23 protein-coding genes are annotated in these 23,538 nt (G+C 64.8%); 5 read left to right on the top strand and 18 right to left on the bottom strand.

The window, feature by feature from the left end:
• The 10 genes from Q9293_RS16805 to Q9293_RS16760 form a co-directional block, all read right to left on the bottom strand.
• Entirely contained in the window at positions 1–702 is a 702-nt protein-coding gene (locus tag Q9293_RS16805; protein WP_306248521.1) for a DUF2461 domain-containing protein, read from the bottom strand.
• 75 nt (positions 703–777) lie between these two features.
• Positions 778–2,073 carry an acetamidase/formamidase family protein gene (locus tag Q9293_RS16800; RefSeq protein WP_306248519.1) on the bottom strand — a complete coding sequence of 432 codons (1,296 nt, stop codon included), beginning with the start codon at positions 2,071–2,073 and terminating at the stop codon, positions 778–780.
• Between the two features lie 180 nt (positions 2,074–2,253).
• Positions 2,254–2,832, bottom strand: coding sequence for a Fe-Mn family superoxide dismutase (locus Q9293_RS16795; RefSeq protein WP_306248517.1), 579 nt, complete (start codon positions 2,830–2,832; stop codon positions 2,254–2,256).
• 71 nt (positions 2,833–2,903) lie between these two features.
• Positions 2,904–3,347: a Dps family protein gene (locus Q9293_RS16790; protein ID WP_306248515.1), complete on the bottom strand. Its 444-nt coding sequence runs from the start codon at positions 3,345–3,347 to the stop codon at positions 2,904–2,906.
• A 9-nt stretch (positions 3,348–3,356) separates the two neighbouring features.
• A complete protein-coding gene (locus tag Q9293_RS16785; protein WP_306248513.1) occupies positions 3,357–3,905 on the bottom strand; it encodes a DUF3501 family protein in 549 nt (182 codons plus the stop codon).
• 25 nt (positions 3,906–3,930) lie between these two features.
• The gene (locus Q9293_RS16780) at positions 3,931–4,395 is read right to left on the bottom strand and encodes a rubrerythrin family protein (RefSeq protein WP_306248511.1); all 465 of its coding nucleotides are present in this window, start codon (positions 4,393–4,395) and stop codon (positions 3,931–3,933) included.
• A gap of 162 nt (positions 4,396–4,557) precedes the next feature.
• Positions 4,558–4,749, bottom strand: a complete 192-nt coding sequence (locus Q9293_RS16775; RefSeq protein ID WP_306248509.1) for a hypothetical protein — start codon at positions 4,747–4,749, stop codon at positions 4,558–4,560.
• Positions 4,750–4,800: 51 nt separating this feature from the next.
• Positions 4,801–5,283 carry a YaiI/YqxD family protein gene (locus Q9293_RS16770; protein ID WP_306248507.1) on the bottom strand — a complete coding sequence of 161 codons (483 nt, stop codon included), beginning with the start codon at positions 5,281–5,283 and terminating at the stop codon, positions 4,801–4,803.
• A gap of 73 nt (positions 5,284–5,356) precedes the next feature.
• Entirely contained in the window at positions 5,357–8,410 is a 3,054-nt protein-coding gene (locus Q9293_RS16765) for a carboxypeptidase regulatory-like domain-containing protein (RefSeq protein ID WP_306248505.1), read from the bottom strand.
• A 531-nt stretch (positions 8,411–8,941) separates the two neighbouring features.
• Entirely contained in the window at positions 8,942–9,472 is a 531-nt protein-coding gene (locus Q9293_RS16760; RefSeq protein ID WP_306248503.1) for an NADPH-dependent FMN reductase, read from the bottom strand.
• Positions 9,473–9,683: 211 nt separating this feature from the next.
• Between Q9293_RS16760 and Q9293_RS16755 the strand changes: the two genes are divergently transcribed.
• A complete protein-coding gene (locus Q9293_RS16755; RefSeq protein ID WP_306248500.1) occupies positions 9,684–13,055 on the top strand; it encodes an immunoglobulin domain-containing protein in 3,372 nt (1,123 codons plus the stop codon).
• Between the two features lie 63 nt (positions 13,056–13,118).
• Here Q9293_RS16755 and Q9293_RS16750 read toward each other — a convergent pair whose 3' ends face one another.
• The 6 genes from Q9293_RS16750 to Q9293_RS16725 form a co-directional block, all read right to left on the bottom strand.
• Positions 13,119–13,895, bottom strand: coding sequence for a bifunctional 2-polyprenyl-6-hydroxyphenol methylase/3-demethylubiquinol 3-O-methyltransferase UbiG (locus Q9293_RS16750; protein WP_306248498.1), 777 nt, complete (start codon positions 13,893–13,895; stop codon positions 13,119–13,121).
• 55 nt (positions 13,896–13,950) lie between these two features.
• Positions 13,951–15,417, bottom strand: coding sequence for a PLP-dependent aminotransferase family protein (locus tag Q9293_RS16745; protein WP_306248497.1), 1,467 nt, complete (start codon positions 15,415–15,417; stop codon positions 13,951–13,953).
• 64 nt (positions 15,418–15,481) lie between these two features.
• The gene (locus Q9293_RS16740; protein ID WP_306248495.1) at positions 15,482–15,820 is read right to left on the bottom strand and encodes a hypothetical protein; all 339 of its coding nucleotides are present in this window, start codon (positions 15,818–15,820) and stop codon (positions 15,482–15,484) included.
• A 52-nt stretch (positions 15,821–15,872) separates the two neighbouring features.
• Entirely contained in the window at positions 15,873–16,244 is a 372-nt protein-coding gene (locus tag Q9293_RS16735) for a hypothetical protein (RefSeq protein ID WP_306248493.1), read from the bottom strand.
• 6 nt (positions 16,245–16,250) lie between these two features.
• Positions 16,251–16,808: a GTP cyclohydrolase I gene (gene folE / locus Q9293_RS16730; RefSeq protein ID WP_306248491.1), complete on the bottom strand. Its 558-nt coding sequence runs from the start codon at positions 16,806–16,808 to the stop codon at positions 16,251–16,253.
• A 79-nt stretch (positions 16,809–16,887) separates the two neighbouring features.
• On the bottom strand, positions 16,888–17,364 hold the full coding sequence (locus tag Q9293_RS16725) for a hypothetical protein (protein ID WP_306248489.1): 477 nt from the start codon (positions 17,362–17,364) through the stop codon (positions 16,888–16,890).
• A gap of 114 nt (positions 17,365–17,478) precedes the next feature.
• Here Q9293_RS16725 and Q9293_RS16720 point away from each other — a divergent pair, with 114 nt between their 5' ends.
• On the top strand, positions 17,479–17,601 hold the full coding sequence (locus Q9293_RS16720) for a hypothetical protein (RefSeq protein WP_306248487.1): 123 nt from the start codon (positions 17,479–17,481) through the stop codon (positions 17,599–17,601).
• 7 nt (positions 17,602–17,608) lie between these two features.
• Here Q9293_RS16720 and Q9293_RS16715 read toward each other — a convergent pair whose 3' ends face one another.
• Complete coding sequence (locus Q9293_RS16715; RefSeq protein WP_306248485.1) at positions 17,609–18,283, bottom strand: hypothetical protein; 675 nt, start codon at positions 18,281–18,283, stop codon at positions 17,609–17,611.
• A gap of 90 nt (positions 18,284–18,373) precedes the next feature.
• Here Q9293_RS16715 and purM point away from each other — a divergent pair, with 90 nt between their 5' ends.
• Positions 18,374–19,408 carry a phosphoribosylformylglycinamidine cyclo-ligase gene (gene purM / locus Q9293_RS16710; RefSeq protein ID WP_306248482.1) on the top strand — a complete coding sequence of 345 codons (1,035 nt, stop codon included), beginning with the start codon at positions 18,374–18,376 and terminating at the stop codon, positions 19,406–19,408.
• A gap of 168 nt (positions 19,409–19,576) precedes the next feature.
• Positions 19,577–20,623 (top strand): acyltransferase, encoded by a 1,047-nt coding sequence (locus Q9293_RS16705; RefSeq protein ID WP_306248481.1) that lies wholly within the window; start codon positions 19,577–19,579, stop codon positions 20,621–20,623.
• A gap of 9 nt (positions 20,624–20,632) precedes the next feature.
• On the opposite strand, the gene Q9293_RS16700 is transcribed toward Q9293_RS16705, so the two are convergent.
• Positions 20,633–22,075: a short-chain fatty acyl-CoA regulator family protein gene (locus tag Q9293_RS16700; RefSeq protein WP_306248479.1), complete on the bottom strand. Its 1,443-nt coding sequence runs from the start codon at positions 22,073–22,075 to the stop codon at positions 20,633–20,635.
• 151 nt (positions 22,076–22,226) lie between these two features.
• On the opposite strand from Q9293_RS16700, the gene aceA reads away from it, so the two are divergent.
• Complete coding sequence (gene aceA / locus Q9293_RS16695) at positions 22,227–23,501, top strand: isocitrate lyase (protein ID WP_306248477.1); 1,275 nt, start codon at positions 22,227–22,229, stop codon at positions 23,499–23,501.
• Positions 23,502–23,538 lie beyond the last annotated feature (37 nt).

Below are 23,538 nucleotides of genomic sequence, written 5' to 3'. Positions count from 1 at the left end.
CTACCAGGGCAGATCCAGGGACTTGCACAGGAAACGCACGAGCGGCGAAGCCGTCCGATAGGCTTCGGTCACCAAGTCGACAAAGTCTGGCGCGAGCACCTGGGCATCGGTGAAGCTGCTGGTGATGTAGAAGTCCTTGAGCTTGAGGTCCTCGGCGCAGGGATGGGCGGCGTCGAAACCCTGGGGAAGGCGCTTCAGGGCCTCTCCCTCGATCTCAAGGCCGGATTTCCGAATGGCTTTCCAGGCGGTGGGTTTGGCCACGATGGCCTGGCGCACCTTGAACAGGGAATCGGGATCCGGGTGCCAGAGCCCGCCACCGGCGAAGCTGCCGCCGGGCTCCAGATGCAAGTAGAAGCCGGGGCCGTGGACGCCGCCGGCACTGACGCTGCGGTGGGGGAAGTGGGCCGCGAGATGGGTCTTGTAGGGGCTCTTGTCCTTGGCGAACCGCGTGTCGCGGTAGATCCGGAACATGGAGCCGCCCGAGGGGCGAGGATCTGCGATGAAATGGCGGCTCACGCCGGACAAGGGGCCGCTGAGCGCGGCGATGAACCGCAGCAGGGGGTCGCGGGCTTCGGATTCGTAACGCGCCTTCTGCTCGGTGAACCAGGCGCGGTCGTTGTGGGCTTTCAGATCCTTCAGGAAGCGAAAGAGCCCAGGCCCTAGGAGATCAGGTTCCTCTGTCGACACTCTGTTGGGTGACATGGTGGCTCCCGAATGGATGGCTCAGAGTATGACGCCCAGGGCCCGTACTGTCCCTTGAGGCGGAGTGGCAGGCGGCTACTTGGTTCGAGGTGGAACAAGCCATGCCTTGTCCAGCTTGGCGGCCACGCCCACGCTGCGCCCGGCCAGATTCGCCACGGTGTAGTGGACCGAGCTGCCGAGAAGTTGAGCGCATTCGGAGAGGGTCAGCGCGTAGTCACGCTGCAGCCACTGGGTGAGGCCCGTGGTGGCGGCGCGCAGCGCCTCATCCAGCGAGCCCGCCTGGCCCAGCGCCATGATCTGGGTGGGGGATTCCACACAGGGCATGCCGATGGCCTTGTCCTTGATCACGTCCACCGTGAACTCCACATCCATGGAGGTTTCCAAGGCGTATTGTGAGGTTTCTCCATCGCCCTGCAGGGCGTGGGCATCCCCCAGATACAACAAGGCGCCGGGCTGTTGGACAGGTAGGTAGATGGTGTTGCCCTCCACCACCTCGTTGAAATCCATGTTGCCGCCGTGGCGTCCGGTGTCTCCGGTGGAGAGGGGGGCTGATCCGAACCCGGGCGCCACGGAAAGTCCGCCGAGCATGGGACGCACGGGGATGGCCAGGCCTTTCAGCCGTTCGCTGGGGGTTTCAGGGCTGGTCACGCCTCGCTGAAGGTCCAGCCTCCAGCGCACAGGTTTGCCCAGGTCGCCGGACTTCGCCGCGAGCCGCTGCCCCTGGGCGCGCCCCACGATGTCATCCAGGCTGTCGGCGTAATCGCGGTTGAGGCGAAGCCGCTTGAGGTGGATGACCAGGGTGTCCCCGGCGTTGGCCGTGGCGATGAAGAAGGGGCCCGTCTGTGGATTGCCGAACAAGGCCGTGGTGACACCGTGTTCATCGACTCCACCCGAGTCGATGGTCTTGGTGTGCACCGTGTCGCCGGGCCAGATCGTCAGGACCGGTTCGCGATGAGGGTTGAAGCTGTTCGAGTAGTCCGTGGGTGTGAACTCGTAGCGATGGGGTCCTCCCGCAGGGCGCTCAGGCAGGCGCCGGGCTGTGAACGCATGCGACAGGCGCCGCTCCGGGTGGTTGGAATCGGGGAAGTCGGCGGTGCCGCGCATCAGGCCCTGGTCGACCTTGCCTGCGTAGACATAGGCCCCTTTGTTCGAGTCGGTGGCGGTGAAGGCGACCGTGGCACCTAGCCGCTGCCCCCTCACCGCATCCCCATCCAGATCGCCTTGGAGTTGATCCTTGTCCTGTCGGACGGTGAGGAGCTGGTAGAGCGGATTGCCCCAGAGATCCACCTTGACCACCCAGGTTTCCGGGGTTTGCGCGGCGGCGGGGAGGAAGGCGAGGGCCAGGGCCAGAGGCAGGGATTTGAGGGACATGTCCGCTCCGGAAACAGGTTTCAAAGGTCGGTCTGGCTGGGTGGGTTCGGGGGTTCCGCCATAGATTACGCGTCGAGGCCATTGACCGTCGAGCCGGGGTTTGTGGGAGATATCGGTGAAAACAAGCAGGGCTCCCAAACTGGGAGCCCTGCTTGAACGCGTGTTAAATGGGGCTGATCGTTACTTGCCGAAGCGCTTGGAGACCTCAGACCACTTGATGTTCTCGACGAAGGTCTCGAGGTACTTCGCGCGGGCGATGCCGTAATCCACCATGAACGCGTGCTCCCAGCTGTCGAGGACCACGAGCAGGTCCTGCTCGATGGGCAGGCCCAGGTGGTGCTCGGCGACGAAGTAGGTGTGCAGCTTGCCGTCGCGGCGGTTGCGGGTGAGCAGGGCCCAGCCGGGGCCGCCCATGGCCGTGGCCTTCAGGTCGGCGATGACCTTGTCCTGGCCACCGGCGGCATCGAGGGCGGCCTTGAGGCCGGCGCTGACGTCACTGTCGGCGCCCAGGTTCTCGAAGTAGAGCTCGTGCAGGAAGGAGCCGTTGAAGGCCACGGCCTCGCGGCGCTTCAGCTCGCTGTACTCGTTGAAGGAGTAGTTGGGCTTGGTGTTGTCCACCGTGGCCAGCTTCTCTTCGATCTCGTTGAGCTTGGTGACGTAGCCCTTGTACAGGGTGAAGTGCTGGTCCAGCTGGGCGTCACTAAGCCCCTTCAGGGCGCCGCCCTTCAGGTGGTCATAGGACTTGGCGGTGTAGGCCATGGTCATCTCCTTGGGTGCGAGGGTCGCGGATTAGTAGTTTACCAAAAAAGTCGGAATTCGGAGAAACCAGACTATCCCAGCATCTCGCGGAGGAACCAGGCTTCCTTCTGGTGGGTCTGCACGAAGCGGGTGAGCAGGTCGGCGGTGCCGGGATCGCCCGCGCCATTGGCCAGCTCGATGCCCTCATGCATGAGGGCGATGGTGGCTTCTTCGTTGGCCAGGGCTTCCTGCAGCATGGCCTTGGGAGCCAGTTTGGTGCCGGGGTTCGAGATCGCCGCCTTGGTCTGGGCCTCAATCTGGGCCGGGGCGTGCAGAGGGATGCCGCCAAGCATGCGGATGCGCTCCGCCAGCTCGTCCACGGTGCCGTCGGCGGCGGTGTAGAGCTCCTCGAAACGCAGGTGGTAATCGCGGAAATGAGGGCCAGAGACGGTCCAGTGGTAGCGCTTGGCATTGAGGGCCAGTACGAAGGCGGTGGCCAGTTCGGCGTTCAGGTGGTTGATGACAGGGGTACTCATGGGATCTCCTCAGGAAAGCCAGGAGGTCCAGGACGCAGGCGCGGGCCAGCGGCCGGAGACTTCGGCGTGGTTGGAGACAAGGGCGGCGATGGTGCAGCCGTCCGGAACAAAAAAGCGCAGGGCCAGCACCGAAGGCAGGCGGTCGTCGGGCCCGGCAGCGCCCCGATCCACGGCGGGAAGGGCGAAAAAGCCATCGCTCAGTTCGAGCCGCAGCTGATCCGGGAAGCGGTGGAGGGCGGCGAGTTTCGCGTCACGCACCGCATCGGGAAAGCCCAGGAACAGGGTGGCGACGATGCTGCGGCCGCCGGGTTCGCGGCGAGGCGCCAGCACAGCGAAGGAGGCGCGGGATTCGGCCACATCCTCTGCAGGCGCGGTTTCCAGCGTCATGCCTTCGGCCCAGAGGGTCTCGATCACCTGGTCCTCGACGCTCTCGGCGGTCTCGGGCTGGAAGGTGATGCCTGGCGCCAGCTCCAGTCGCAGTGAGGCCTGGCGGGCCAGAAAGGCCTGACGGGACTCGAAGCGGGCACGTTCACTGGCGGGGTCGAAGGCAAGCAGCATGGGGATCCTCGGATGCGTGTGTCGGTTAGATGTGCTTCGCGATGTCGGCGTCGGGCTTGGCGATGCTGCCTGCCTGGAGCCGGGTCAGCGCGTCCTGGAAGCGGCCCGCATGGAAGCGCTCGACCTTGGCCAGCGTCTCGAACCAGGCGGCGATCTCGGTATGGCCTTCCTCGCGGGCCACCCGGGCGAATTCGGGGTACATGTCGGTGTACTCGTAGGTCTCGCCGGCCACCGCGGACTTCAGGTTGCTGAGGGTGTCGCCAAGGGGCATGCCCGTGGCGGGGTCACCCGCCTGTGCGGCAAGGTACATCAGGTGGCGCAGGGCATGCCCCGTTTCGCCATCGGCGCTGTGCTTGAACAGGCTGGCCACCTCGGGCAGGCCTTCCTTCTCCGCGACCTGGGCCATCCAGGTGTAGCGCCGGTTCGCCTGGCTTTCTCCGGCGAAGGCGGCCTTGAGGTTCTGGTGGGTCTTGGAGTCGGTGAAGGACATGGTGTCTCCTGTGAGGCCGCGAGCGGCGGCATCAAGGTAGAGCCATCTCCATGCCAAAGCAATAAGTCAAACTATTGAATATTTTCGAGAGCTTTTGAAAAACGCGGGATCTGGAGATTACCGACTGGTCGTGACCTGGATTCTCGAAATGCCGAGAGTTTCTTAGGCCCCTTCGACGCCATCCGCATCGGTTTCGGCCCCATCCGCGCCTGCTTCCTGGCCTTCGGTTTCCGGAATGTCATTGCCCTGGGCGTCCTTCTTCAACGCCTTTTTTTGCAATTTCTCTTCCTTCTTCTTCTGGCGGGCCAGATCTTTTTGCCGCTTCTCGAAGTTGTAGTTGGGCTTTCGGGCCATGGCGAATCCGATCACAAAAAGGGTGAAGCCGACTCAGCCCTAAGGTGCAGTCTAACGCCTTGAGCGCCTCAGCGCCTGGATCAGGTCATCGAGCCGCTGCAGGAAGGTCGAACGGTCTCGGGCCGTGAAGGGGGGCGGCCCGCCTCCCATCTCTCCCATGGCCCGCAGGTGCGCCATCAATTCGCGGCTGGCCAGGGCATCGCCGATGGAATCCGGCGAATACACCTTGCCCTTCGCATCCAGGGCCCGGGCACCCTTCTCCAGGCAGCGGGCGGCCAGGGGGATGTCTGCCGTGACCGCGATGTCCCGATCCGTGATCTGCTCGACGATCCAATCATCGGCACCATCGAACTGACCCTTGGCGACCACGACTCCTTCCACCAGGGGATTGCGCGGCAGCCTCAGCGGCGAATTGGAGACCACGAGCACCTTCAGGTTGCAGCGCGTGGCCACCCGGAAGATCTCGTCCTTCACGGGGCAGGCGTCGGCATCCACGAAGATTCGGGTGGCGGATTCCGTTTCAGATCCAGTCATGGGGCCTTCCAGAGGGCGGGGCAAACGCAAGCACAGGCCCCAAGCATGGGGCCTGTGCGGTGGAAAGGGGATGCTAGAACGTGACGCGGGCCCCCAGAACGGCATTGCGGGGCGCTTGGTATTGGTAGGGTGTATCCGCCACTGGCGCGGCGCCCCACAGGTTGTTGGATTCTGCAAGGCCCGTGGCGCTCTGGCGATTCAGGACGTTGAACAGATCGAGGAAGACTTCACCGCGCACCTGCTGAGTGATGTTCCGGCCGTAGCTCACGCGGACATCCAGCTGGTAGAAGCGCGGCGTCCAGTGGATCTGGCGGGGGCTGTCGATCTGATCCAGGGCCGGGGCCGCATCCAGACCACCACCCACCAGGCCGCGGGCGTAGGCGAAGCCTGAATAGGCCAGGAAGTTGGCCCCGACCCGAAGGCCGTTGTCCCAGTGGTAGGCGCCATAGGCCTTGAAGGCCCATGAGATGGAACCGGCCAGGCGCCCATTCATGTAGGGTAGCCGCGGATCCCACTGAGCGTTGTCGGCCTGACGGCCCGCATCGCCCGAGCTGTAGCTGTTGCCATCGGCATGGACGAAGCTCAGGGTGCTGAAGCCCGACCAATGGTCGGCATCCTTGCGGTTCAGGGTGAGCTCCAGGCTGCGGTACTTGCGTTCGCCACCAGGGAGGTTGCCCAGCATGTAGTTCAGCGCCCCGGTCTTGGCCCGCTGCACATTCTGGGTGCCCGTGAAGCCGCCGCCGGAGAAGTAAGAGGGATCGATGTAGAGGCTGCGGTAGAGGTCGATGGCGTGCTGCTGCGCGGCCGTGGGTGTGGGCGTGGCGCCGATGCCGAAGACGCTGCGGGCTTCAGATTCCAGGAGGGTGCGATCCGTGAACAGGGTGATGTCCCAGTCTTCGACGATGTCGAAGTCCCGGCGCCAGGTGCCCGCCACCTCAAAGCTGTAGTTGCCGGCGAATTCCTGGGTGTAACCCAGGCGCAGTTCATCGGTTTTTGGCAGCTTGAAGGTGTCGGCGAAGACGGCGTCCAGCGTCTTCTTGCCGCCTCGGGTGTTGAAGGTGAGCCATTGATTCTGGATGTAGGCCTGCTCGAGGTTTACGGAACTGGTGAGGCTGCCCGTGAACCGCACCATGTCCAGTTTGATGGGGTCCACGTAGCGGCCGTAGTAGGCATAGGCCTTGGAACGGCCATCGCCCTTCACGTCCCAGGCCAGGCCCACTCGGGGCGCGGCATTGAAGCCCGTCTTGAAGAGGCGGCTGCCGTCATCGGCTACGTAGGTGTAGTCGTCGAGGCGGATTCCCGGGTTCAGGGTGAAGGTGCCCAGCTGCCACTGGTCCTGAAGGTAGAGTCCCCTCTTTTCCATTTTGGGCGTGCTGGCGTTCTTGGATTCCAGGATGTTCCGGTAGCTGTAGTAGCCGCCGAGGGGATTCGCGGTGTTGAACAGGTAGCCGTTGAGGTCGGTGCTGACGAAGGTTCCGCCGGGGCCCGTGGGGTGAAATCCCGCCCCCGTCAGAGAATTCACAAGGGCTGTGTTGGCATTGATGGCGGCCACAACCTTGTTCTTGAAGCCGTTGATATTGCCGCCGAGGGCTGCGGTGTTGCCCCAGGCTACGGGACCCAGATAGCTTTCGTAGGCAGCGCCCTGGGCGATGCCGGTGGTGCGGGTGAGGGACTCCTGTCCCACCTGGACACCGCCTTTGAGCGTGTGGGTGCCCAGCGCGGTGAAAAGCCAGGTGACATCTCCGCGCAGTTCCGTGCGCACATCCTTGCGCACGTCTTCGGAAGAACTGTCGCCGAGGAATTTCTGCGAGCCGGAAATGGGTGTGGCAGAAAGGATGTTGTTGTACGGCCCATCTCCCGTGTAGAGGGCCACGGTGCTGTTCTCCTCCTCGTGCCGGGAAGCGCGCAGATCCAGGAAGAGGTTGTCGAACTGATGCGAGTAGGTGGCCAGGTACCGGCTGCCGCCCTGCTCCAGCCGGTTGCCGCGGTTGGTGCGCGTGTTGGGATCCACCAGGTTGTCCGAGCTCAGGGGATCGTGGTTGTAGCTGAAGCTGGCCTGATCCAGAGGGCTGATCTGCCAGGTGAGCTTGCCGAAAAAGCGCGAGGCATCGGCCAGGGTGCCGGTGCGCTGCTCACCGGGCCTCACGGCATTGCCCGCCGGTGGATGGACTTCCACGGTGTCCTTCACCTTCTGGGCATCCACCACGTACCAGAGCTTGTCCTGGAGGATGGGCCCCAGGGCCCAGACGTTCACATCGGTGGTGGTGCGCTTGGCCACATCCAGACGGCCCGGCGCAGGGCTGCTCTGGAAAGATGGCGAACGTTCCTGAAAGCTCAGGCCACCGGCAAAGGCATTGCCGCCGCTCTTGGTGGTGACGTTGGAGAACAGGCCGGCCCTGGCGGAGTATTCCGCTGTGATGCCCCCGGTCTTGATGTCCTGCACCTGAATGAGCTCTGGGGGCAATTGCGTGCGCCCTGTGCCGGTTTCCGGGTTGGTCACATCCACGCCATCGATGAGGTAGGTGTTGTTTCGGGCACCGTTGGCGCCGCCGGAGGCGCTTCCGCCGCTGGTGCGATTGAGGCCGAAGAGCAGACCGGGGTTGGCGGTGCTGCCGGTGACGTTGCTTGGCAGGGCCAGCACGCCGGGCGCCAGGGCGATGGTGGAGAGCTGATCGCGTCCCACCGGCAGGCCATCCAGGTTTTCCTGGGTGAATTGGGTGCCGGCCGTGACCGTGGTGGCATCCACCAGGCGGATGGCATCGGTGACCGGCACGGTGGCGCCCGCCACCTCGCGCAGTACCACGTCGGCCGCGGTGGTCTGGTCCACCCTCACTGGCACCTGGGGCAGGGTGATGGTCTGCAGGCCTGGGGCGCTTACCACCACCTGGAAATCGCCGGGACTCAGGCGCACAAACCGGGCGCGACCGCTGGCATCACTCAGCAACTGCTTGGCCCCGCCGATCTGGGTGGGGCTGGCGACGACCACCTGGGCGCCGGGCACGGGCTTGCCTGCCGGATCCAGGACATGGATGGCAAGCCCACCTTCACCAGCGCTGGAAGCGAAAAGGGCCGTGGAAGCGGTCAACAGCAGGGCGATTCGGCTGCGGCTGGAGGGAGGGAGAAACATGGATAATTCCTTCAAATAACAAACTAAAATGGTTGATTAATTGAATGCATGGTTCGAGGCGTTTATAGAGGGCCAGCCCGGCCCTCTGGAAGGCCATGGCCATGGCCTGATTGGCCCCAGTTTCGCCCGAAGGATGGTTCGGTTGATTCGAGAGGAAACCCATCCAGGCCTTGTCTGGAATGGATTCGTGTGGGGTTCAGTGTTCCAGCGTTGGTATTAAATACACGTCTGGGAACACGAATTGTGAGGTGCGGGAGCATGATCGCCTTCGTGTGTGCATGGACTGGGGCCTACCACGGAGCCGATCGGCTCCGGAAGCATCAGCAGCAACACAGACAGCGCATGGTCCTCCCAAGGAAGGGATAGCCTAGCACCCCATTTGATCGGGGTGCAACTCCATTTGAGGTTCACTTATGGTGGCATATACGAACGTTATGGTGCGCAAAGGCGAGACCGAGTTCAATCGCATGAATCATGGCTCATTTTTGATTGTTAAGTGAAATGGTTATTAAAAAAGACGGAAACAGAACCTCAGGACGCATGGAAGCTAAGTTCCCGCAAGGCCTTGCATAGCAGGGTGGCCTGCTCCTGCTTCCGCAGGTGTCCATCCCCATCGAGCCCTGAGTGGGCCAGGGTGAGGCAGAGCGAGGCTTCTGGCACGACCTTCGCCGACATGACTTCCAGCGTGTGAACCAGCGAGGCCTGGGCGCGGGCGCCGCCCTCGAGGGAGGGCGACACGCTCCAGGCGGCCGTGGGCTTGCCCACGCAGGCTCCAGAAGACACCACCCACTCCAGCAGGTTTTTCAGCACCGCTGGCATGGCGTGGATGTACTCCGGAGTGCAGAACAGCAGCGCATCGGCCTCGCGGACGCGGGCCCGCAGATCCGCCACGGCTGGCGGCAAGGGATCCTCATCCCGCTCAGGACTGAAATGGGGCAGGTCATCCAGGCGTTCCCAGAAGCTGAAATCCATGCCATCCGGGGCGAGCCGGGCCGCTTCGCGGAGCACTCGGGCATTCAGGGACTGGGCCCGGAGGCTGCCGGACAGGGCGAGGACGCGCATCGGTGGCTCCGCAGAAAGATCATTCGATCATGGGTTGGTCGTGCGTTGGGAACCCTGATTTTGTCGTCGGAAATTCGCAATATTATTTCGTTTATAATTCGCCACTAAGCTCCCTTTTTACTTTCTCTTAACGAAGAAAAGGTTTTCGTAACGAAGATGATCGTTGAATCATCTTCCCATGCAATTCATCGCTCTTTTCCAGGAGGTGGCCATGCTGGCCAGAAGGTTCGTGTACACCCTTGTCTGCCTGGGCATGTTGGGCAGCTTCGTCCTTGGTGCTCCGATTTCAAGTGCCTCGGCCACCGCGATTCCCCAGATGGAGGAAACCCGTGGGCCTGATTCCTTTGGTCCACAGGATCGCCATCAACCCGCGCACCTCACCATCCTCACGCAGCCTGCGAGCCAGACAGCGCTCCTGGGGCAGCGGGTGACGTTCAAAGTGGTGGCCACGGGCAGGCCCTCTTGGCTCAGCTACCAGTGGCGGAAGAATGGGCATCGGGTGGGTTGGGACTCGCCAACGCTGACCATTCATGAGGTTCACGCCCACAGTGCGGGCACGTACACCGTCACCGTCAGCAACATCACCGGTCACGTGGTCAGCGCGCCCGCGGTGCTCACGGTGAACCTGCCGCCCCAGATTCAGGCCCAGCCCCAAGGGCAGACCGTGGTCCTGGGCGCTCCCGCCTCGCTGTCGGTAACGGCCAGCGGTTCGGGCACGCTCAGCTACCAGTGGCGGAAGGGCGGCGTTGCGCTGACAGGTGCAACGCTCGCCAACCTCAACCTGCCCGCTGTCACGGCGACGGATGCAGGGCTCTACGACGTGGTGGTGACCAACACCCTGAACGGGACAATCACTTCGACATCATCCAAGTCGACCCTGCTTCAGGTGAACCTGCCACCTGTGATCAGCACTCAGCCCGCCAGCCTGAATCTGGTGCAGGGCAGTGCCGCCACCTTCAGTGTGAAGGCCAGCGTGCAACCCGGCGGATCCTTGGGCTACCAATGGCGCAAAGGTGGCGCCCCTCTGGCCGGTGCCACGGGCAGCAGCTACGCCATCGCCAGCGTGCAAGCCTCGGATGCTGGCAGCTACGACGTCCTGGTGACCAACACACTGAACGGAACGCTCACCGCCACCCAGTCGGCACCGGCTGCACTGGGGGTGAACGTGCCTCCGGTGATCACCCTTCAGCCCCAAAGCCAGACGGTGGATCAGGGCACACCTGTCTCCTTCAGCGTGGCCGCCACCTCCGACGTGGGCGGGGTTCTGAGTTACCAGTGGCGCAAGGACCTGGCGGCCATTCCCGGTGCCACCCAGGCCACGTTCGGCCTCGCCAGTGCGGCGGGTGCCGACGCGGGCACCTACGATGTCGTGGTGACCAGCACCTTGAATGGAACGACGGTCTCGAGCACCTCGCTGGCCGCGCTGTTGAAGGTGAACACCCCCCCCACCATCCTGGTGCAGCCCCAGACCCAGACCGTGCTACCGCCGGATCCGGTGACCTTCACCGTCTCCGCCAAAGCCAACAATGGCGGCATCCTGTCCTACGTCTGGAAGAAGGATGGCGCGATCCTGAACGGCGCCACCTCGGCCTCCTACACCGTGGCTTCCACAGAGTTCGCCACCAACGCCGATGCCTACTCCGTCACCGTGAGCGAGGGCAACCTCAGCACCGAAAGCGTCACGGTGAACGCGGTGGCCTCGGTGTCCTCCCCCACCTACGCGGGTGATCCGGTGCCGGTGCCCAGCCGCCCCCTGACCGTGCTGCCTTCGTTCCACGTCAACGCGGTGAACTTCCCCAATGGCGCCTTCCGTCTGGGCTATGACGAAAGCCTGAAGAACCCCGTGTGGACGGCCTACGTGAACTTCCCCGTCCACCTTCCCTATGCGAATTCCACGGCGGACTACAAAGCCGATCCGCGACTCGCCGCGCCGCAGGTGGGCAAGGACGACTACACGGGCATCTACACCGGTGGCGCCAGCTACCCGGACAGCTACGACCGCGGCCACCAGGTGCCCCGGGCCGACGTGTCGTACCGCTACACACCCGTGGCAGGCGACGACGCCACCATCATGAGCAACCTGGTGCCCCAGATCTCCCAGTTCAACCAGCAGACCTGGCAGAAACTGGAGGATGCCATCGGCGGCACCCAGGGCGGCGACACCGACGGTCTGACCTCCTTCAAGGGCCGCATCTGGGTCTACACCGGCTCGGTGTTCCCATCGGCGCCGACCTGGTGGCACTCCCGCGTGACCCCCGGCCTGAACATCGCCATTCCTGTGGCTTGCTACAAGATCGTCGTCCATGAAACCACCCCGGGCCATCCCGAGGTGCTGGCGATGCTCATGCCCAACACCTGGGGCCTGGCCAACAGCACGGCCACCCTCACGGGCTTCGTCACTTCCGTGGCGCACCTCGAATCGATCACGGGCCTGGATTTCTTCCCGAACCTGGCCACCGTGGCCCCCGGCCTGGACATTCCCACCTGGAAGGCCACTGTGGACGCGCGCGGCTGGCGGCCCCCCTTCGAACAAGCCGTGGGCCCCAACGTCCACATGATCCAGCCCAGCTACGACACCACCATCGACCTGGGGACTGAGCTCAGCTTTGCGGGAGCGGCCACGCCCAATTCGAGCGCGGACGCCGCCACCACCATCGCCTCGACCACCTGGACCTTCGGCGATGCCACGCCTTCAAGCACCGGCCTCAACACCACCCACCTCTACACCAGCACCGGCACCTTCAGCGCGTCTTTCAGCGCCAGCGATAGCCTGGGCAGCAGCAACAGCATCACCCGGGTGATCCGTGTGATCCCGCCCGCCTCCAGCAACGCAGCGCCCACCACGACGCCCGCCCTGCTGCCGGACCAGACCACCACCACAGGCCAGGCCGCGACGGTGTCGTTCATCGTGGCGGATGATCGGACGCTGGCTCGCGACCTCCAGGTGTCTGCTGCTTCTGACAATGCGATTCTGCTGCCCGCCACGGGCATCCAGGTGACCAACGCCTCCGGCGCCGTCACCCTGGTGCTCACGCCTGCTGCGGGACAGACCGGCAGCACCACCGTCACTGTCCGCATCACCGACGGTGATGGCTCCACCGCCACGCGAACTTTCCTTTTCAAAGTGGATCCCGCCGCCACCAACACGCTGACGGAGGGCTTCGAGTCCGGCACCAAGACGGGTTACGCCACGGGCAATGTGACCTTCCCCTCCGGCGTCTGGACGCTCAACGATGCCTTGGTGGGCACCAGCGCCACGGACCGCAAGACTGGCCTGCAGAGCCTCCGGGTGCGCAACGGCATCTTGACCATGGCCTTCGACTACCCCAAGGGCGCCCAGACCGTGAGTGTCAACCACGCGAAGTTCGGCACCGATGCCAACTCCACCTGGGAGCTCTGGTACTCCACCAACTCCGGCGGCACCTGGACTCTTGCCGGTCCGCCCGTGGTCAGCAGCTCCATCGATTTGACTCCGGCTGTGTTCACCTTGAATGTGCAAGGCCCCATCCGTTTCGAGTTCCGCAAGACGGCTGGGGGTACCACCCGTTTCAACCTGGATGACTTCCAGATCCAGGGCTACTAGCACCGTCCTGAACCCCGCAGACACGAAGGCCCCGGCATTCCCCGGGGCCTTCGTTGTCGGAGGTCAGCAGGCGCCGGTGAACAGGCCGAACAGGCGGCCCAGGGCCGCCGGAGGCTTGGGCGGGAGCACTTCCAGCACGTCGATGCGCCAGGGGGCGACGGTGGTTTCGTGGATCCACTCGAAGGGTTCGGATGTGTGGCCGAGGGGCCGATGGGCCTGGATGCGGCGCAGGCCCGCGGCCTGGTACAGGCTCAGGAAATCGGCTTCGGGGCAGCAGATGTCCTCCACGGGCCGCGCATCGGGCACGTCTTTCATGACCGTGAACACGGGGTCGCCAGAGCGGGCGGTGCGGTTGGCCGGGAAGGGGGCGGTGCTGAAGGAAGCCCACTCCAGTTGGTAAAGTTCTTCGGAACTGACCAGGTTGAGCAGGCGTCCGCCGGGCCTCAGCAAGCGTGCCAGGTGGCGGAACAGGGGCGCCTTGCTTTCCACGCGCACGTTGTCGAAGGTGAAGGCCGACAGGATGCGGTCGTAGCGCCCGCTGGCGAGCAGGGAGAGATCGCCGTCCGGCACCTGGAGGTAGGTGCCCTGGGGATCGCGCTGGCGAGCCTGACGGAGCATGGCCTCAGAAAGATCCACCCCTTCGGTGTCGAAACCCAGGGCCTTCAGGAAACGGGTGGACCTTCCCGCGCCGCAACCGAAATCGAGGACCAGCGCTCCCGCGAAAGGCCTGCCGAGAAGCTGCGGCAGATCCCGAAACGCCAAGTGGTACGTGCCCGGAAAGGTCAGTTCCGCGTAGGCGGCGGCCCGGGTGGCATCGGCATAAGCGTTCACGAAAGGCATGACTTCTCCTGGCGGGGCCGGGGCCGCGCGGGTGGGGCTTTGGAATAGAAGGGATTTAGAGGGTGAGGGCGTGCGCGGCCTTCAGCGCCCGCAGGCCTGCGCCCAGACGGGCGATGCCCCGGGCGATGTCAGTCTCGTCGAGGTTGGAAATGGAGAGCCGGAGGTAGGGGCCGCCTTCCTGACTTTCGATGAAGAAGCGGTTCCCCGAGCGCACCTGAATGCCGTGTGCCAGGAGTGCCTCCTCCAAATCCAGGGAGGTGGGAAGGCCCTCCACCTTCAACCAGACGAGGTAGCCCCCGAGGGGGGCCTCCCAACGCACCTGTTCGGGATCCAGTTCCCGGCGCAGGGCGGCCAGGCAGGCCGTCATGCGCCGGCGGAAGGCGCGGTGCAGGCGGGCGAGGTGCTGGTCGAAGTGGCCTTTGCGAATGAAATCCTCCAGGGCCGCCTGCAGCAGAGGCGGGGTGCCCAGGTCCACCGCCCGGCGAACCGTGGCGAGGGTTTCGACGCAAGCCCTGGAACCCACCAGCCAGCCCACGCGCAGGCCAGGGAAGAGCACCTTGGAGAAGGTGCCGGAGTAGAGCACCAGCCCACTTCGATCCATGGATTTCAGGGGGAGGACCGGGCGCCCGAAGTAGGTCATCTCCTCCTCGAAGCCATCCTCCAGAATGGGCAGGGCGTATTGCTCGCACAGGGCCAGGAGGCCCTCGCGCTGGGCCTGGGTGAGGCTCCGTCCCGTGGGGTTCTGGAAGCTGGGCATGGTGTAGAGCAGGGCCGGTTTTTCCTTCTGGATCAGGGCTTCGAGTGCCGCCAGATCCAATCCCGTCGCCCCGGTGGGAATGGCCAGGGGCCGCACCCGACGCAGGGCCAGGAGCTTCAGCATCTGGTTGTAGGTGGGGGATTCCACCAGAATCGCATCTCCGGGCCGGGTGAGCCCCGCCAGGGCCAGGTCCAAGGCCTGCTGCGCCCCGTGGGTGACCAGGATCTCTTCGGGTGAGGCCGTGATCCCATGCTGGGCCATCCGGTGGGACAGGCATTCGCGGAAGGTCTGCAGGCCCTGGGGATCGCCGTAATCCAGCAACTGGGCGCCTTCCCGGCGCAGTACGGCCTTCAGGGAACGGGCCAGGGGCTCCACGGGCATGAGGCGGGGATCCATGCCGAGGGTGTTAAAGGAGACGGGCGTCTCGGCAGGGTTGGGCACGGGCATGGGCTCCGGTGGCGGAACCACCATCCGCTCGGCCCAAGGGAATTGGCCGGTGAGCGGCGTGGCGGCCGTCTTCAGGGCGCCTCGGCGCCGAACCCGGGGCAGGGTGCCCGGACGCAGTTCCAGCCAACCCAGGGCCCAGAGCTCCTGATAGGCATTCGCGATGGTGGAGCGGTGGAGGCCCAGCTGTTCGCCCAGGCGGCGGGTGGAAGGCAGGCATTCGCCGGGATTCAGGTGACCTTCCTGAATGAGGTCTTGGATCTGGGTGACGATTTGTCGCCCCGCCGGGTGTCGGCCTTCGTTTTTGAGTTCCAGCAGCACCCTGGCCTCCCCCACCAACCTAGTCCAAACTGGGCGGGTGAAAACGGCCAGTGATGGCGAAAAATCACCCGTCCACTTGGAGGGGTCGGCGCTTGGGGGCGGTGTCCTTCTTGGCGGGTTTGCGCCGCCGCTCGGGCTTTTTGCCCTTGGCGGGGGGATGGGTGGCGCTGTCGTAGAGGCTTTCCAGCCGGATGGCCTTGGCGGAAGTATCCGCAGCCTTGTGGATCTCCTTGAGGGCCGAGGCCACCAGATCCAGATCCGCACCGTCACCCTTCAGCAGTTCCTGGAAGGCGGCGGATTTCAGCGCCTCCAATCGCTTCGACTGCCGCTTGCCTGCCGCCCAGTTCAGCAGCTTGGAGAACAGCTCGTAGCCGAGTTTCAGTTCAGAGGTTGGAAGGGGCATGGATCCAGGGTAGCTGCCTTGATTGGACAGGGCATGGCCAACCGGCTGCGGTTCAGGCCCCGGCCTTCAATTCATCCAGCCGCCGGTCGGCCTCTTCCAGGCTGTTCACATATTCCGCTTCGTAGCCGGCCTGCGCGGTGATGCGCTCGAACTGAATGCGGCTGAGGGGGATTTTCACCACGCGGATGATGTGGCCGACGCCCTTCAGCTTGAGGGTGGCCTTCACCCGGAGCAGGTCCTTGAAGCCTTCTTCGTTGGTGGCGTGCAGGGCGGAGATGTCGGTCACCACGTCAAAGCCCTGGCTCAGCTTGGCGGCCTCCGCCACCAGCGCTTTGGCCGCGGCCTGCCGCTCGGGGCCCTCAAGGTGCCCCGCCAAGGTGATATAGAGGCGGTTCCGCTCGGGGTTGGAGGTGACCGTGTACATGGCCCTTCAGACCCGGAAGGCCGCGGGCGGACGCGCCTCCCAGGCGCCGCCCATGAGGGTGGTGCGCACGGGCACGCCAGGTGTTTTCACGCCCCGATGGCTCATGCAGGTGTGGATCGCCACCAGATCGACACCCCAGGCCGCTGGCCGCAGGTGCGATTGCAACGCCTCGGCGATCTGGGTGGCCATGCGCTCCTGCACCTGCAGGCGCCAGGCAAAGGCCTGCACCACGCGCACCAGCTTGCTGAGGCCCACGGTGCCACCTGCCCCGGGCAGATACCCGATGGTGGCGTGGCCCTCAAAGGGCGCCAGGTGATGCTCGCAGGTGCTCACGAAAGGGATGCGTTCCAGAATAATGGGCACCGGCGCCAGATCGCCGGGGAGGGGTTGCAGGTCTGCCGACAGGTCAATGGCATAGCCCGCCAGCCGCTCTGCCCAGAATTCGGCCACACGAGTCGGCGTGTCTTTCAGCTCTGGGGAAGTCGGATCCTGCCCCAGGCCTCGCAGCAGATCGCGCACCGCGGCCTCGGAGGCGGCGCGATCAATGGGGGGAAAAGGCGGCATGACCATGAGGGTGTCAGTGTACGCCGCGCAAGCCCCCGGGTCACGAAACGCAGGCGGAACCGATGGCCTGGACACGTTCCTAGGCCAGCAGGTTCAACCCGGAGGCCAGCAGGGTCTGCTGCCCCGACTCCAGGGCCTGACTCAGGGAAGCCGAATGGTTCTGGCTCTGATCGTAGGTGTAGCGCATCAGGGCCGCGGTGGTTTCCGGCGCCAGGATGGCTGCAGAAACGGACAGCCCATCCGAGTTGGAGAAGAGCGAGGAAAGGCTGCTGGTCGGGGCGCTGGAGCCCAGCAACGCCTGGAGGGCCTCCGAGCCTTTGCCTGGGGACGAAGCCGTGGAATAGGACAGGGCATTCATCCCGCTCAGGCCTGAGGTGCCGATGAGGGCAGCCAAAGGATCTTCTGAGCCTGCGCTGGCGAACAGGGAACTCAAGTCGTTGACCTGAGACTGACTGGCGGCCAAAGCCTGACTGAGTGCCAGATCGGCGCTGCCGGTTTGGCTCAGGGTGCTTTGGTAGGTGTAGGCGCTGAGGGCGCCCAGTCCGTTCACGTTCATGTGCGCCTCCTTCCCAATCCAATCGCATCGGCAAGTCGGTTTGGAAAGTTGAGGCATTTCCATGAAGGCCTCAACCCTTCGTGGTTCCCGGGCCTCTCTTGCCATGGAGCGCCCATGACCGAGGTCCCGTCCCATCCCCGATCTGCAGCGCCCCCTGCCCGGCGGGTGGACCGTTGGGTGCTGCAGATATGGATCGTGGCCATTGGGGCCGCGTTGCTCTGGGCCCTGCTTCGCTGACGGGTGCTCAGGCCATCAGATCCAGGCCCTCGGGTTGGATCTGGGCAGGTTCGGGAGCCGTCCGGTAGTCCCGAAGGATGCGGCTGAGGTCCGTCTGTGTGCGGAGGAAGTTCTCAGGGCCTGGGCCTCCAGCATGGGGCTGCACGCTCCCGGGGCGGGTGACGGCGGCCGCATCGCGTACCAGGTCGATGCTCCGGCTTGGGCTCACCGAGGCCTGGGGGCTGGAACCGATCACACCGGATCCAAAGCGCAGAGCCGCCTCCATCGCAAAATCCGGGCTGGAACTGGTGGCGAAGGCATCCTGGGCGGGGAGGGGGTCACTCACCGCGGATGCGGCGGGGTTTGGGGATGGGGCCGTGGAGCCCGCATCCGCCGTGGGTTGAAGGATGGCCGGAGAGGTGGTGGCACTGAGGGAGGCCGTGGAGGAGGTGGCCACCTGGGGAGTGCTGAGGGAGGCCAACAGGGCCGCAGTGGCCTCCGGGGCCAAATTGAGGAGGCCACCGGCTGGTTCGGTGAGGGGGAAGCTGGTGGCTGCCTGGAGGCTCTGCCGGAAGAGGCTTTGAGCCAGGTCCTGGACCGTCAGGCTGTTAGAGGCTCCCGGAGCCGTGATGGCAAGGGGAGGCAGGGCACCAACCGCCTTCACTGTGGCTGGACCGAGGGGGTTGACGGAAAGGGCGTCCATGGCACTTCCAAGGATAGGCCTTTTCCGGCCTGAGGTTTGGTCTGGGGGCGGAAATCAGCTTGTGGGATCATGAAAGATTCGGGAGGGGCCATGAGCGAGAAGGTCAGTTACGCGTCCAGCGGTGTGGATATCAACCGCCAGGACGAGGCGCTCCGCCGCATCAAGCCCCACGTGAAGGCCACCAAGACCCCCGGCGTCCGCAGCGACATCGGCCTGTTCGGCGGGCTGTTCGATGCCCGCTTCCCCGAATCGAAGCCTATCCTCGTCAGCAGCATGGATGGTGTGGGCACCAAGATGAAGGTGGCCCGGCGCGCCGGCATCTGGGACACCGTGGGCCAGGATCTGGTGAACCACTGCATCAACGACATCCTGGTGCAGGGGGCCCGGCCCCTCTTCTTCCTGGACTACATCGCGGCCCAGCAGCTGGAACCCGAAGTCATCGAGCAGATCGTCAAGGGCATGGCCACCGCCTGCAAGAATGCGGGCTCGGCGCTCATCGGCGGTGAGCTGGCGGAGATGCCCGGCGTCTATGCCGAAGGCGAGGTGGACGTGGCCGGCACCATCGTGGGCGTGGTGGACGAGGCGGACCTGCTGCCCCGGCTCGAGGCCATGGCCGAAGGCGACGTGCTCATCGGCCTGCCCTCCAGCGGCCTCCACACCAACGGCTACTCCCTGGCCCGCAAGGTCTGCTTCGAGCTGGAGAAGCTGGACGTGAACGATCCGCTGCCGGGCACTGGCAAGACCGTGGGCGAGGCCCTGCTGGCCATTCACCGGAGCTACCTCAGCCAGGTCATGCCCCTGGTGAAGGCCGGCAAGCTGGTGGCCATGGCGCACATCACCGGTGGCGGCCTCACCGACAACATCCCCCGCGTGCTGCCCGAGACGCTGGATGCCGAGATCGACACCGCCAGCTGGCAGATTCCGGCCCTGTTCCGATTCGTCATGGAGAAGGGCGGCCTCAGCCTTGAGGATGCCCGCCAGGCCCTCAACCTGGGTGTGGGCATGGTGCTGGTGGTGAAGGCCGAGCGCCTGGCCGAAGTGCTCGCCGAGCTTCATGCCGCGGAAGAACCCGCCTGGGTGCTGGGTCGCCTGGTGAAGGGCACGGGCGGGGTGACCTACCGATAGCGTTCAAGCACCATGCATTGGATCCACAGATTCGCACAGATTAAGTGGCCGTCGGCCTGCGTCTCAGCCGCCCTCAAGGCGCGTCTTCACTCTGTGCAATCTGTGTAATCTGTGGATTGAACTTCCCGATTGAAGAACCTGTGCATGACGTTCCTGGCCGGAGTGCCCGTGGCGACTGAACCGAGCAAGGTCACCCGCATCGGCTGGCTCGATCCGCTGAGAGGCATCCTGGCGCTTTGCGTCGCCGCGTACCACCTCAGCGTGTGGTTCGATCTGACGCGATCCGGTTCCGGGCAGAACATGGCTTTCGCGAAGCTGGGGAATTACGGGGTGTCGGCCTTTTTCGTGCTGAGCGGCTTCCTGCTGTTTCGCACGGCCTCCTGGCCGCGCATTCAAAAAGAAGGCTTGGGCCGCTTCTGGCTGCGGCGTTTCCTGCGCCTGGCGCCCATCTTCTACCTGGCTTGTCTCCTGAACGTGGCCTTCCACCTGGGCATGGGGCCCGATCCTTCCTGGCGCTTCATCCTGGAAAACCTGACCCTCACCTTCGGGGCCATCCATCCCAACCACGCGCTGGTCACCGGCGGGTGGTACGTGGGTCTGGTGGCCCTGCTCTACTTCGCCTACCCAGCCCTGGCCTGGTTGCGGGAGAAGGGAGGACTCTGGTTTCTGGCGACCTTGGCCCTGGGGCTCTGGCTGTGGAGCCTTCCACCCACCCTGCATGGCGTCATGGCCCAGGAACCCTGGAATCGATTCCACAGCTACGTCCTGGCCCCCAACCAACTCTTCCTCCTGGCCTGGGGCGGTCTGTTGGCAGGTTTGCATGCGGTCACCGAAGAGCGCTTGAATCCCAAGGTGGCGCTGCTCCTCGCCCTGCCCATGCTGTGGCTGCTGCTGAAGCCCACGCCGCAGTTCTTCGATCACCTGGTCGCGCTGACGGGCTGGCTGCGCTACCGCTACCTGCTTGTCATCACCCTTCTCGTGGCCCTGGCGGCCTTCACACAGAATGGCGAGCCAGGTCGGGTGGGGAAGGCGCTCGCCAAGCTGGGCGACTGGAGTTTCGGCCTCTACCTTCTGCACCCCTTCACCATGAAACTGGTGGCACCCCACGTGACGGGTAACCCGGGTTTCAGCCTGGCCCTGGGGTTGGCGATTCTGGGTGCGGCCCTGGCCCACCGCTGGATCGAAGAACCGGCGGCGCGGCTGGGGCGACGTTAAAACCCCGGCTCAGCTTCCCTCGATGCGGGCGTAGAAACTGGTCCGTCGGAGGTTCTCCTCCACCTTGAAGGCCTGCTGCAGGGGCGGGAAGGCGCGCTGCTCGCAGTCGGTGCGCTCGCAGAGTCGGCAGGTCACACCGATGGGCACGGGTGGCTGGTCCAGCCGCAGGCCGTCGGCATAGATGAGCTCCTTCGCGTGGCCCATGTCGCAGCCCAGGCCCACGGCCTGCATGGCGTGCTGGCCGCGGTAGCCGCCGGTGTCCTTCTGCAGGGTGCGGGCGATGCAGAAGTACTTGCGGCCGTCGGGCATTTCGCTGATCTGGGTGCGGATGAGGCCTGGTGTGAGGAAGGCCGCATGGGCGTTCCACCGCGGACAGGCGCCGCTGAAGCGCGCGAAGCGGATGCCCGAGGCGGAGAAGCTCTTCGAGATGTTTCCGGCGATATCCAGACGCAGGAAGTGGAAGGGCACGCCCTCGGCACCGGGACGGCGCAGCGTCGTGAGGCGGTGGCAGACCTGCTCGAAGCTGGCCTGGAAGCGCCTGGCAAGGATGTCGATGTCGTAGCGCTCCAGCTTGGCGGCACGCAGGAAGCGCTCGTAGGGCATCAGCACGGCGCTGGCGAAGTAGTTGGCCAGCGCCACCCGAGCCAGGGCCCGGGAGCCGCTGGTGCGCAGCAGCGGGTGGGTGGTGAGGCGCTCCAGAAGATCGCTGTGATCGAGCAGGGCCAGCTGGTGGGCCAGCTGGAAGGTGCGGCTGCGCTGGGGCAGCAGTTCCGAGAGGCTGAGCAGCCGGCGGTCCGGATCGAAGCGGCGCAGCAGCCCCGGGCCTTCGGACACCCGGTGGATGCGGACCGTGATGCCCCTGGTCTCAATGACGGCTAGGAGGCCAGGGTAGGGCTGGTCCGGCTCGAGGTTGGCAGTGGCCCACAGGGCATCGGCGGCGGTCTCCAGCTCCGGGAAGTGGTTCATGGCTTGCTGGATGAAGTCGCCCACCTCTTCCGAGGGCAGGCGTGTGGCCTCGGGGTCGAAGCCTTGGCCATCGCTGAGTTTGGCCGACAGGGTGTCGAGGCTGTCCTGGGAATGCTGATAGGCCCGGTACAACTCGAAGACCGCCCGGCCCAGCTGGGGGTTGTTCTGCACCAGCTCACGCACATCCTGCGCCTGCAAACCCATGGGCTCGAAGAGCGGATCGCCGAAGACCTCCATGAGGTCATCCGACAGCCGCTGGTCTTCCTCCGGGGCCAAGGCCTTCAAGTCCAACTTGAACTGCTGGGCCAGGCGGATGAGCAGGGGCGCTGTGAGCGGCCGCTTGTTCCCCTCGATGAGGTTCAGGTAGCTGGGGCTGATGCCCAGCGATTCGGCCAGCTGGACCTGGCTCAGGCCCTCCTGACGGCGGAGGAGGCGGATCTTGGCGCCGAGGCGGGCGGCGGGCTTGGTGGGGGCGGCTGAGGGCATGGGGCCTCGTTTACAGATGTTTACAAAATCCACAAAGCGAATTGACTGAAATTTTCAATTCAACCCCTATCAAATCAGTTGTTCATTGACTCGAACCAGAATAAGTCAATCTTTGACATCACGCCACCCATAACCCATTTCGAGGTGCCCCATGACCCCCCGTTTCCCCATCCCCCCTGTCGAAGATGATTTCACCGCCCAGCGCTGGGAGGGCATCACCCGGCCCTACACCGCTGAGACGGTGAAGAAGCTTCGCGGCAGCATCCGCATCGAGCACACCCTGGCCCTCATGGGTGCCCGCAAGCTCTGGAAGCTGCTCCAGAACGACGAGCCCACCCGCGCCCTGGGCGCCCTTAGTGGCGGGCAGGCGGTGCAGATGGCCAAGGCGGGCCTCAAGGCCATCTACTGCTCGGGCTGGCAGGTGGCGGCGGATGCCAACCTCTCAGGCCAGACCTATCCGGACCAGAGCCTCTATCCGGCCAACTCGGTGCCGGCCCTGGTCAAGCGTCTGAACGGCGCCCTGCAGCGGGCGGATCAGGTGGAGCATGGCGAGGGCGGCATCACCCGTGACTGGTTCCTGCCCATCGTGGCCGACGCCGAGGCCGGTTTCGGCGGCCCCCTCAACGCCTACGAGCTCATGAAGGGCATGATCGAGGCAGGCGCGGCCGGCGTCCACTTCGAGGATCAGCTGTCCAGCGAGAAGAAGTGCGGCCACCTCGGCGGCAAGGTCCTCATTCCCACCGCCCACTTCATCCGCACCCTGGTGGCAGCTCGCCTGGCGGCGGATGTCATGGACGCGCCCACCCTCATCATCGCCCGCACCGATGCGGACTCGGCCCGCCTGATCACGTCGGACATCGACGACCGGGACAAGCCCTTCCTCACCGGCGAGCGCACGCCCGAGGGCTTCCACCGCATCACCGGTGGCGTCCAGATGGCCATCGCCCGGGCCAAGGCCTACGCGCCCTATGCCGACCTCATCTGGTGCGAGACCTCCACGCCAGACCTGAAGGAGGCACGCGAGTTCGCCGAGGGGGTCCACGCCGAGTTCCCCGGCAAGATGCTGGCCTACAACTGCTCGCCCTCCTTCAACTGGAAGAAGAAGCTCTCAGATGAGGAGATCGCCACCTTCCAGAAGGAGCTGAACGCCATGGGCTACAAGTTCCAGTTCATCACCCTGGCGGGCTTCCACAGCCTCAACCACGGCATGTTTGAACTGGCCAGCGCCTACCGCACCGAGCACATGACCGCCTACGCCCGGCTGCAGGAGGCGGAGTTCGCCTCGGAAGAGAAGGGCTACACGGCCACCAAGCACCAGCGCGAGGTGGGCACCGGGTACTTCGACGAAGTGGCCCAGGCCATCAGTGGCGGTCTGGCTTCCACGTTGGCGTTGGTGGGTTCCACGGAGGCCCAGCAGTTCCACTAATCTGGGGACCAACAACAGCAAGGGCGGCTCGGAGGGA

Source organism: Geothrix sp. PMB-07 (assembly GCF_030758935.1).
Lineage (GTDB): Bacteria > Acidobacteriota > Holophagae > Holophagales > Holophagaceae > Geothrix.
Note: the sequence above shows the minus strand (reverse complement) of the source record. Positions and strands in the feature narration are given on the sequence as shown.

What these genes read in the sequence shown, in the direction of transcription:
- Q9293_RS16805 (WP_306248521.1), bottom strand. Translation starts at nt 702, where the DNA reads ATGTCACCCAACAGAGTGTCGACAGAGGAACCTGATCTCCTAGGGCCT.
- Q9293_RS16800 (WP_306248519.1), bottom strand. Translation starts at nt 2,073, where the DNA reads ATGTCCCTCAAATCCCTGCCTCTGGCCCTGGCCCTCGCCTTCCTCCCC.
- Q9293_RS16795 (WP_306248517.1), bottom strand. Translation starts at nt 2,832, where the DNA reads ATGGCCTACACCGCCAAGTCCTATGACCACCTGAAGGGCGGCGCCCTG.
- Q9293_RS16790 (WP_306248515.1), bottom strand. Translation starts at nt 3,347, where the DNA reads ATGAGTACCCCTGTCATCAACCACCTGAACGCCGAACTGGCCACCGCC.
- Q9293_RS16785 (WP_306248513.1), bottom strand. Translation starts at nt 3,905, where the DNA reads ATGCTGCTTGCCTTCGACCCCGCCAGTGAACGTGCCCGCTTCGAGTCC.
- Q9293_RS16780 (WP_306248511.1), bottom strand. Translation starts at nt 4,395, where the DNA reads ATGTCCTTCACCGACTCCAAGACCCACCAGAACCTCAAGGCCGCCTTC.
- Q9293_RS16775 (WP_306248509.1), bottom strand. Translation starts at nt 4,749, where the DNA reads ATGGCCCGAAAGCCCAACTACAACTTCGAGAAGCGGCAAAAAGATCTG.
- Q9293_RS16770 (WP_306248507.1), bottom strand. Translation starts at nt 5,283, where the DNA reads ATGACTGGATCTGAAACGGAATCCGCCACCCGAATCTTCGTGGATGCC.
- Q9293_RS16765 (WP_306248505.1), bottom strand. Translation starts at nt 8,410, where the DNA reads ATGTTTCTCCCTCCCTCCAGCCGCAGCCGAATCGCCCTGCTGTTGACC.
- Q9293_RS16760 (WP_306248503.1), bottom strand. Translation starts at nt 9,472, where the DNA reads ATGCGCGTCCTCGCCCTGTCCGGCAGCCTCCGGGCCCAGTCCCTGAAT.
- Q9293_RS16755 (WP_306248500.1), top strand. Translation starts at nt 9,684, where the DNA reads ATGCTGGCCAGAAGGTTCGTGTACACCCTTGTCTGCCTGGGCATGTTG.
- Q9293_RS16750 (WP_306248498.1), bottom strand. Translation starts at nt 13,895, where the DNA reads ATGCCTTTCGTGAACGCTTATGCCGATGCCACCCGGGCCGCCGCCTAC.
- Q9293_RS16740 (WP_306248495.1), bottom strand. Translation starts at nt 15,820, where the DNA reads ATGCCCCTTCCAACCTCTGAACTGAAACTCGGCTACGAGCTGTTCTCC.
- Q9293_RS16735 (WP_306248493.1), bottom strand. Translation starts at nt 16,244, where the DNA reads ATGTACACGGTCACCTCCAACCCCGAGCGGAACCGCCTCTATATCACC.
- folE (WP_306248491.1), bottom strand. Translation starts at nt 16,808, where the DNA reads ATGCCGCCTTTTCCCCCCATTGATCGCGCCGCCTCCGAGGCCGCGGTG.
- Q9293_RS16725 (WP_306248489.1), bottom strand. Translation starts at nt 17,364, where the DNA reads ATGAACGTGAACGGACTGGGCGCCCTCAGCGCCTACACCTACCAAAGC.
- Q9293_RS16720 (WP_306248487.1), top strand. Translation starts at nt 17,479, where the DNA reads ATGACCGAGGTCCCGTCCCATCCCCGATCTGCAGCGCCCCCTGCCCGG.
- Q9293_RS16715 (WP_306248485.1), bottom strand. Translation starts at nt 18,283, where the DNA reads ATGGACGCCCTTTCCGTCAACCCCCTCGGTCCAGCCACAGTGAAGGCG.
- purM (WP_306248482.1), top strand. Translation starts at nt 18,374, where the DNA reads ATGAGCGAGAAGGTCAGTTACGCGTCCAGCGGTGTGGATATCAACCGC.
- Q9293_RS16700 (WP_306248479.1), bottom strand. Translation starts at nt 22,075, where the DNA reads ATGCCCTCAGCCGCCCCCACCAAGCCCGCCGCCCGCCTCGGCGCCAAG.
- aceA (WP_306248477.1), top strand. Translation starts at nt 22,227, where the DNA reads ATGACCCCCCGTTTCCCCATCCCCCCTGTCGAAGATGATTTCACCGCC.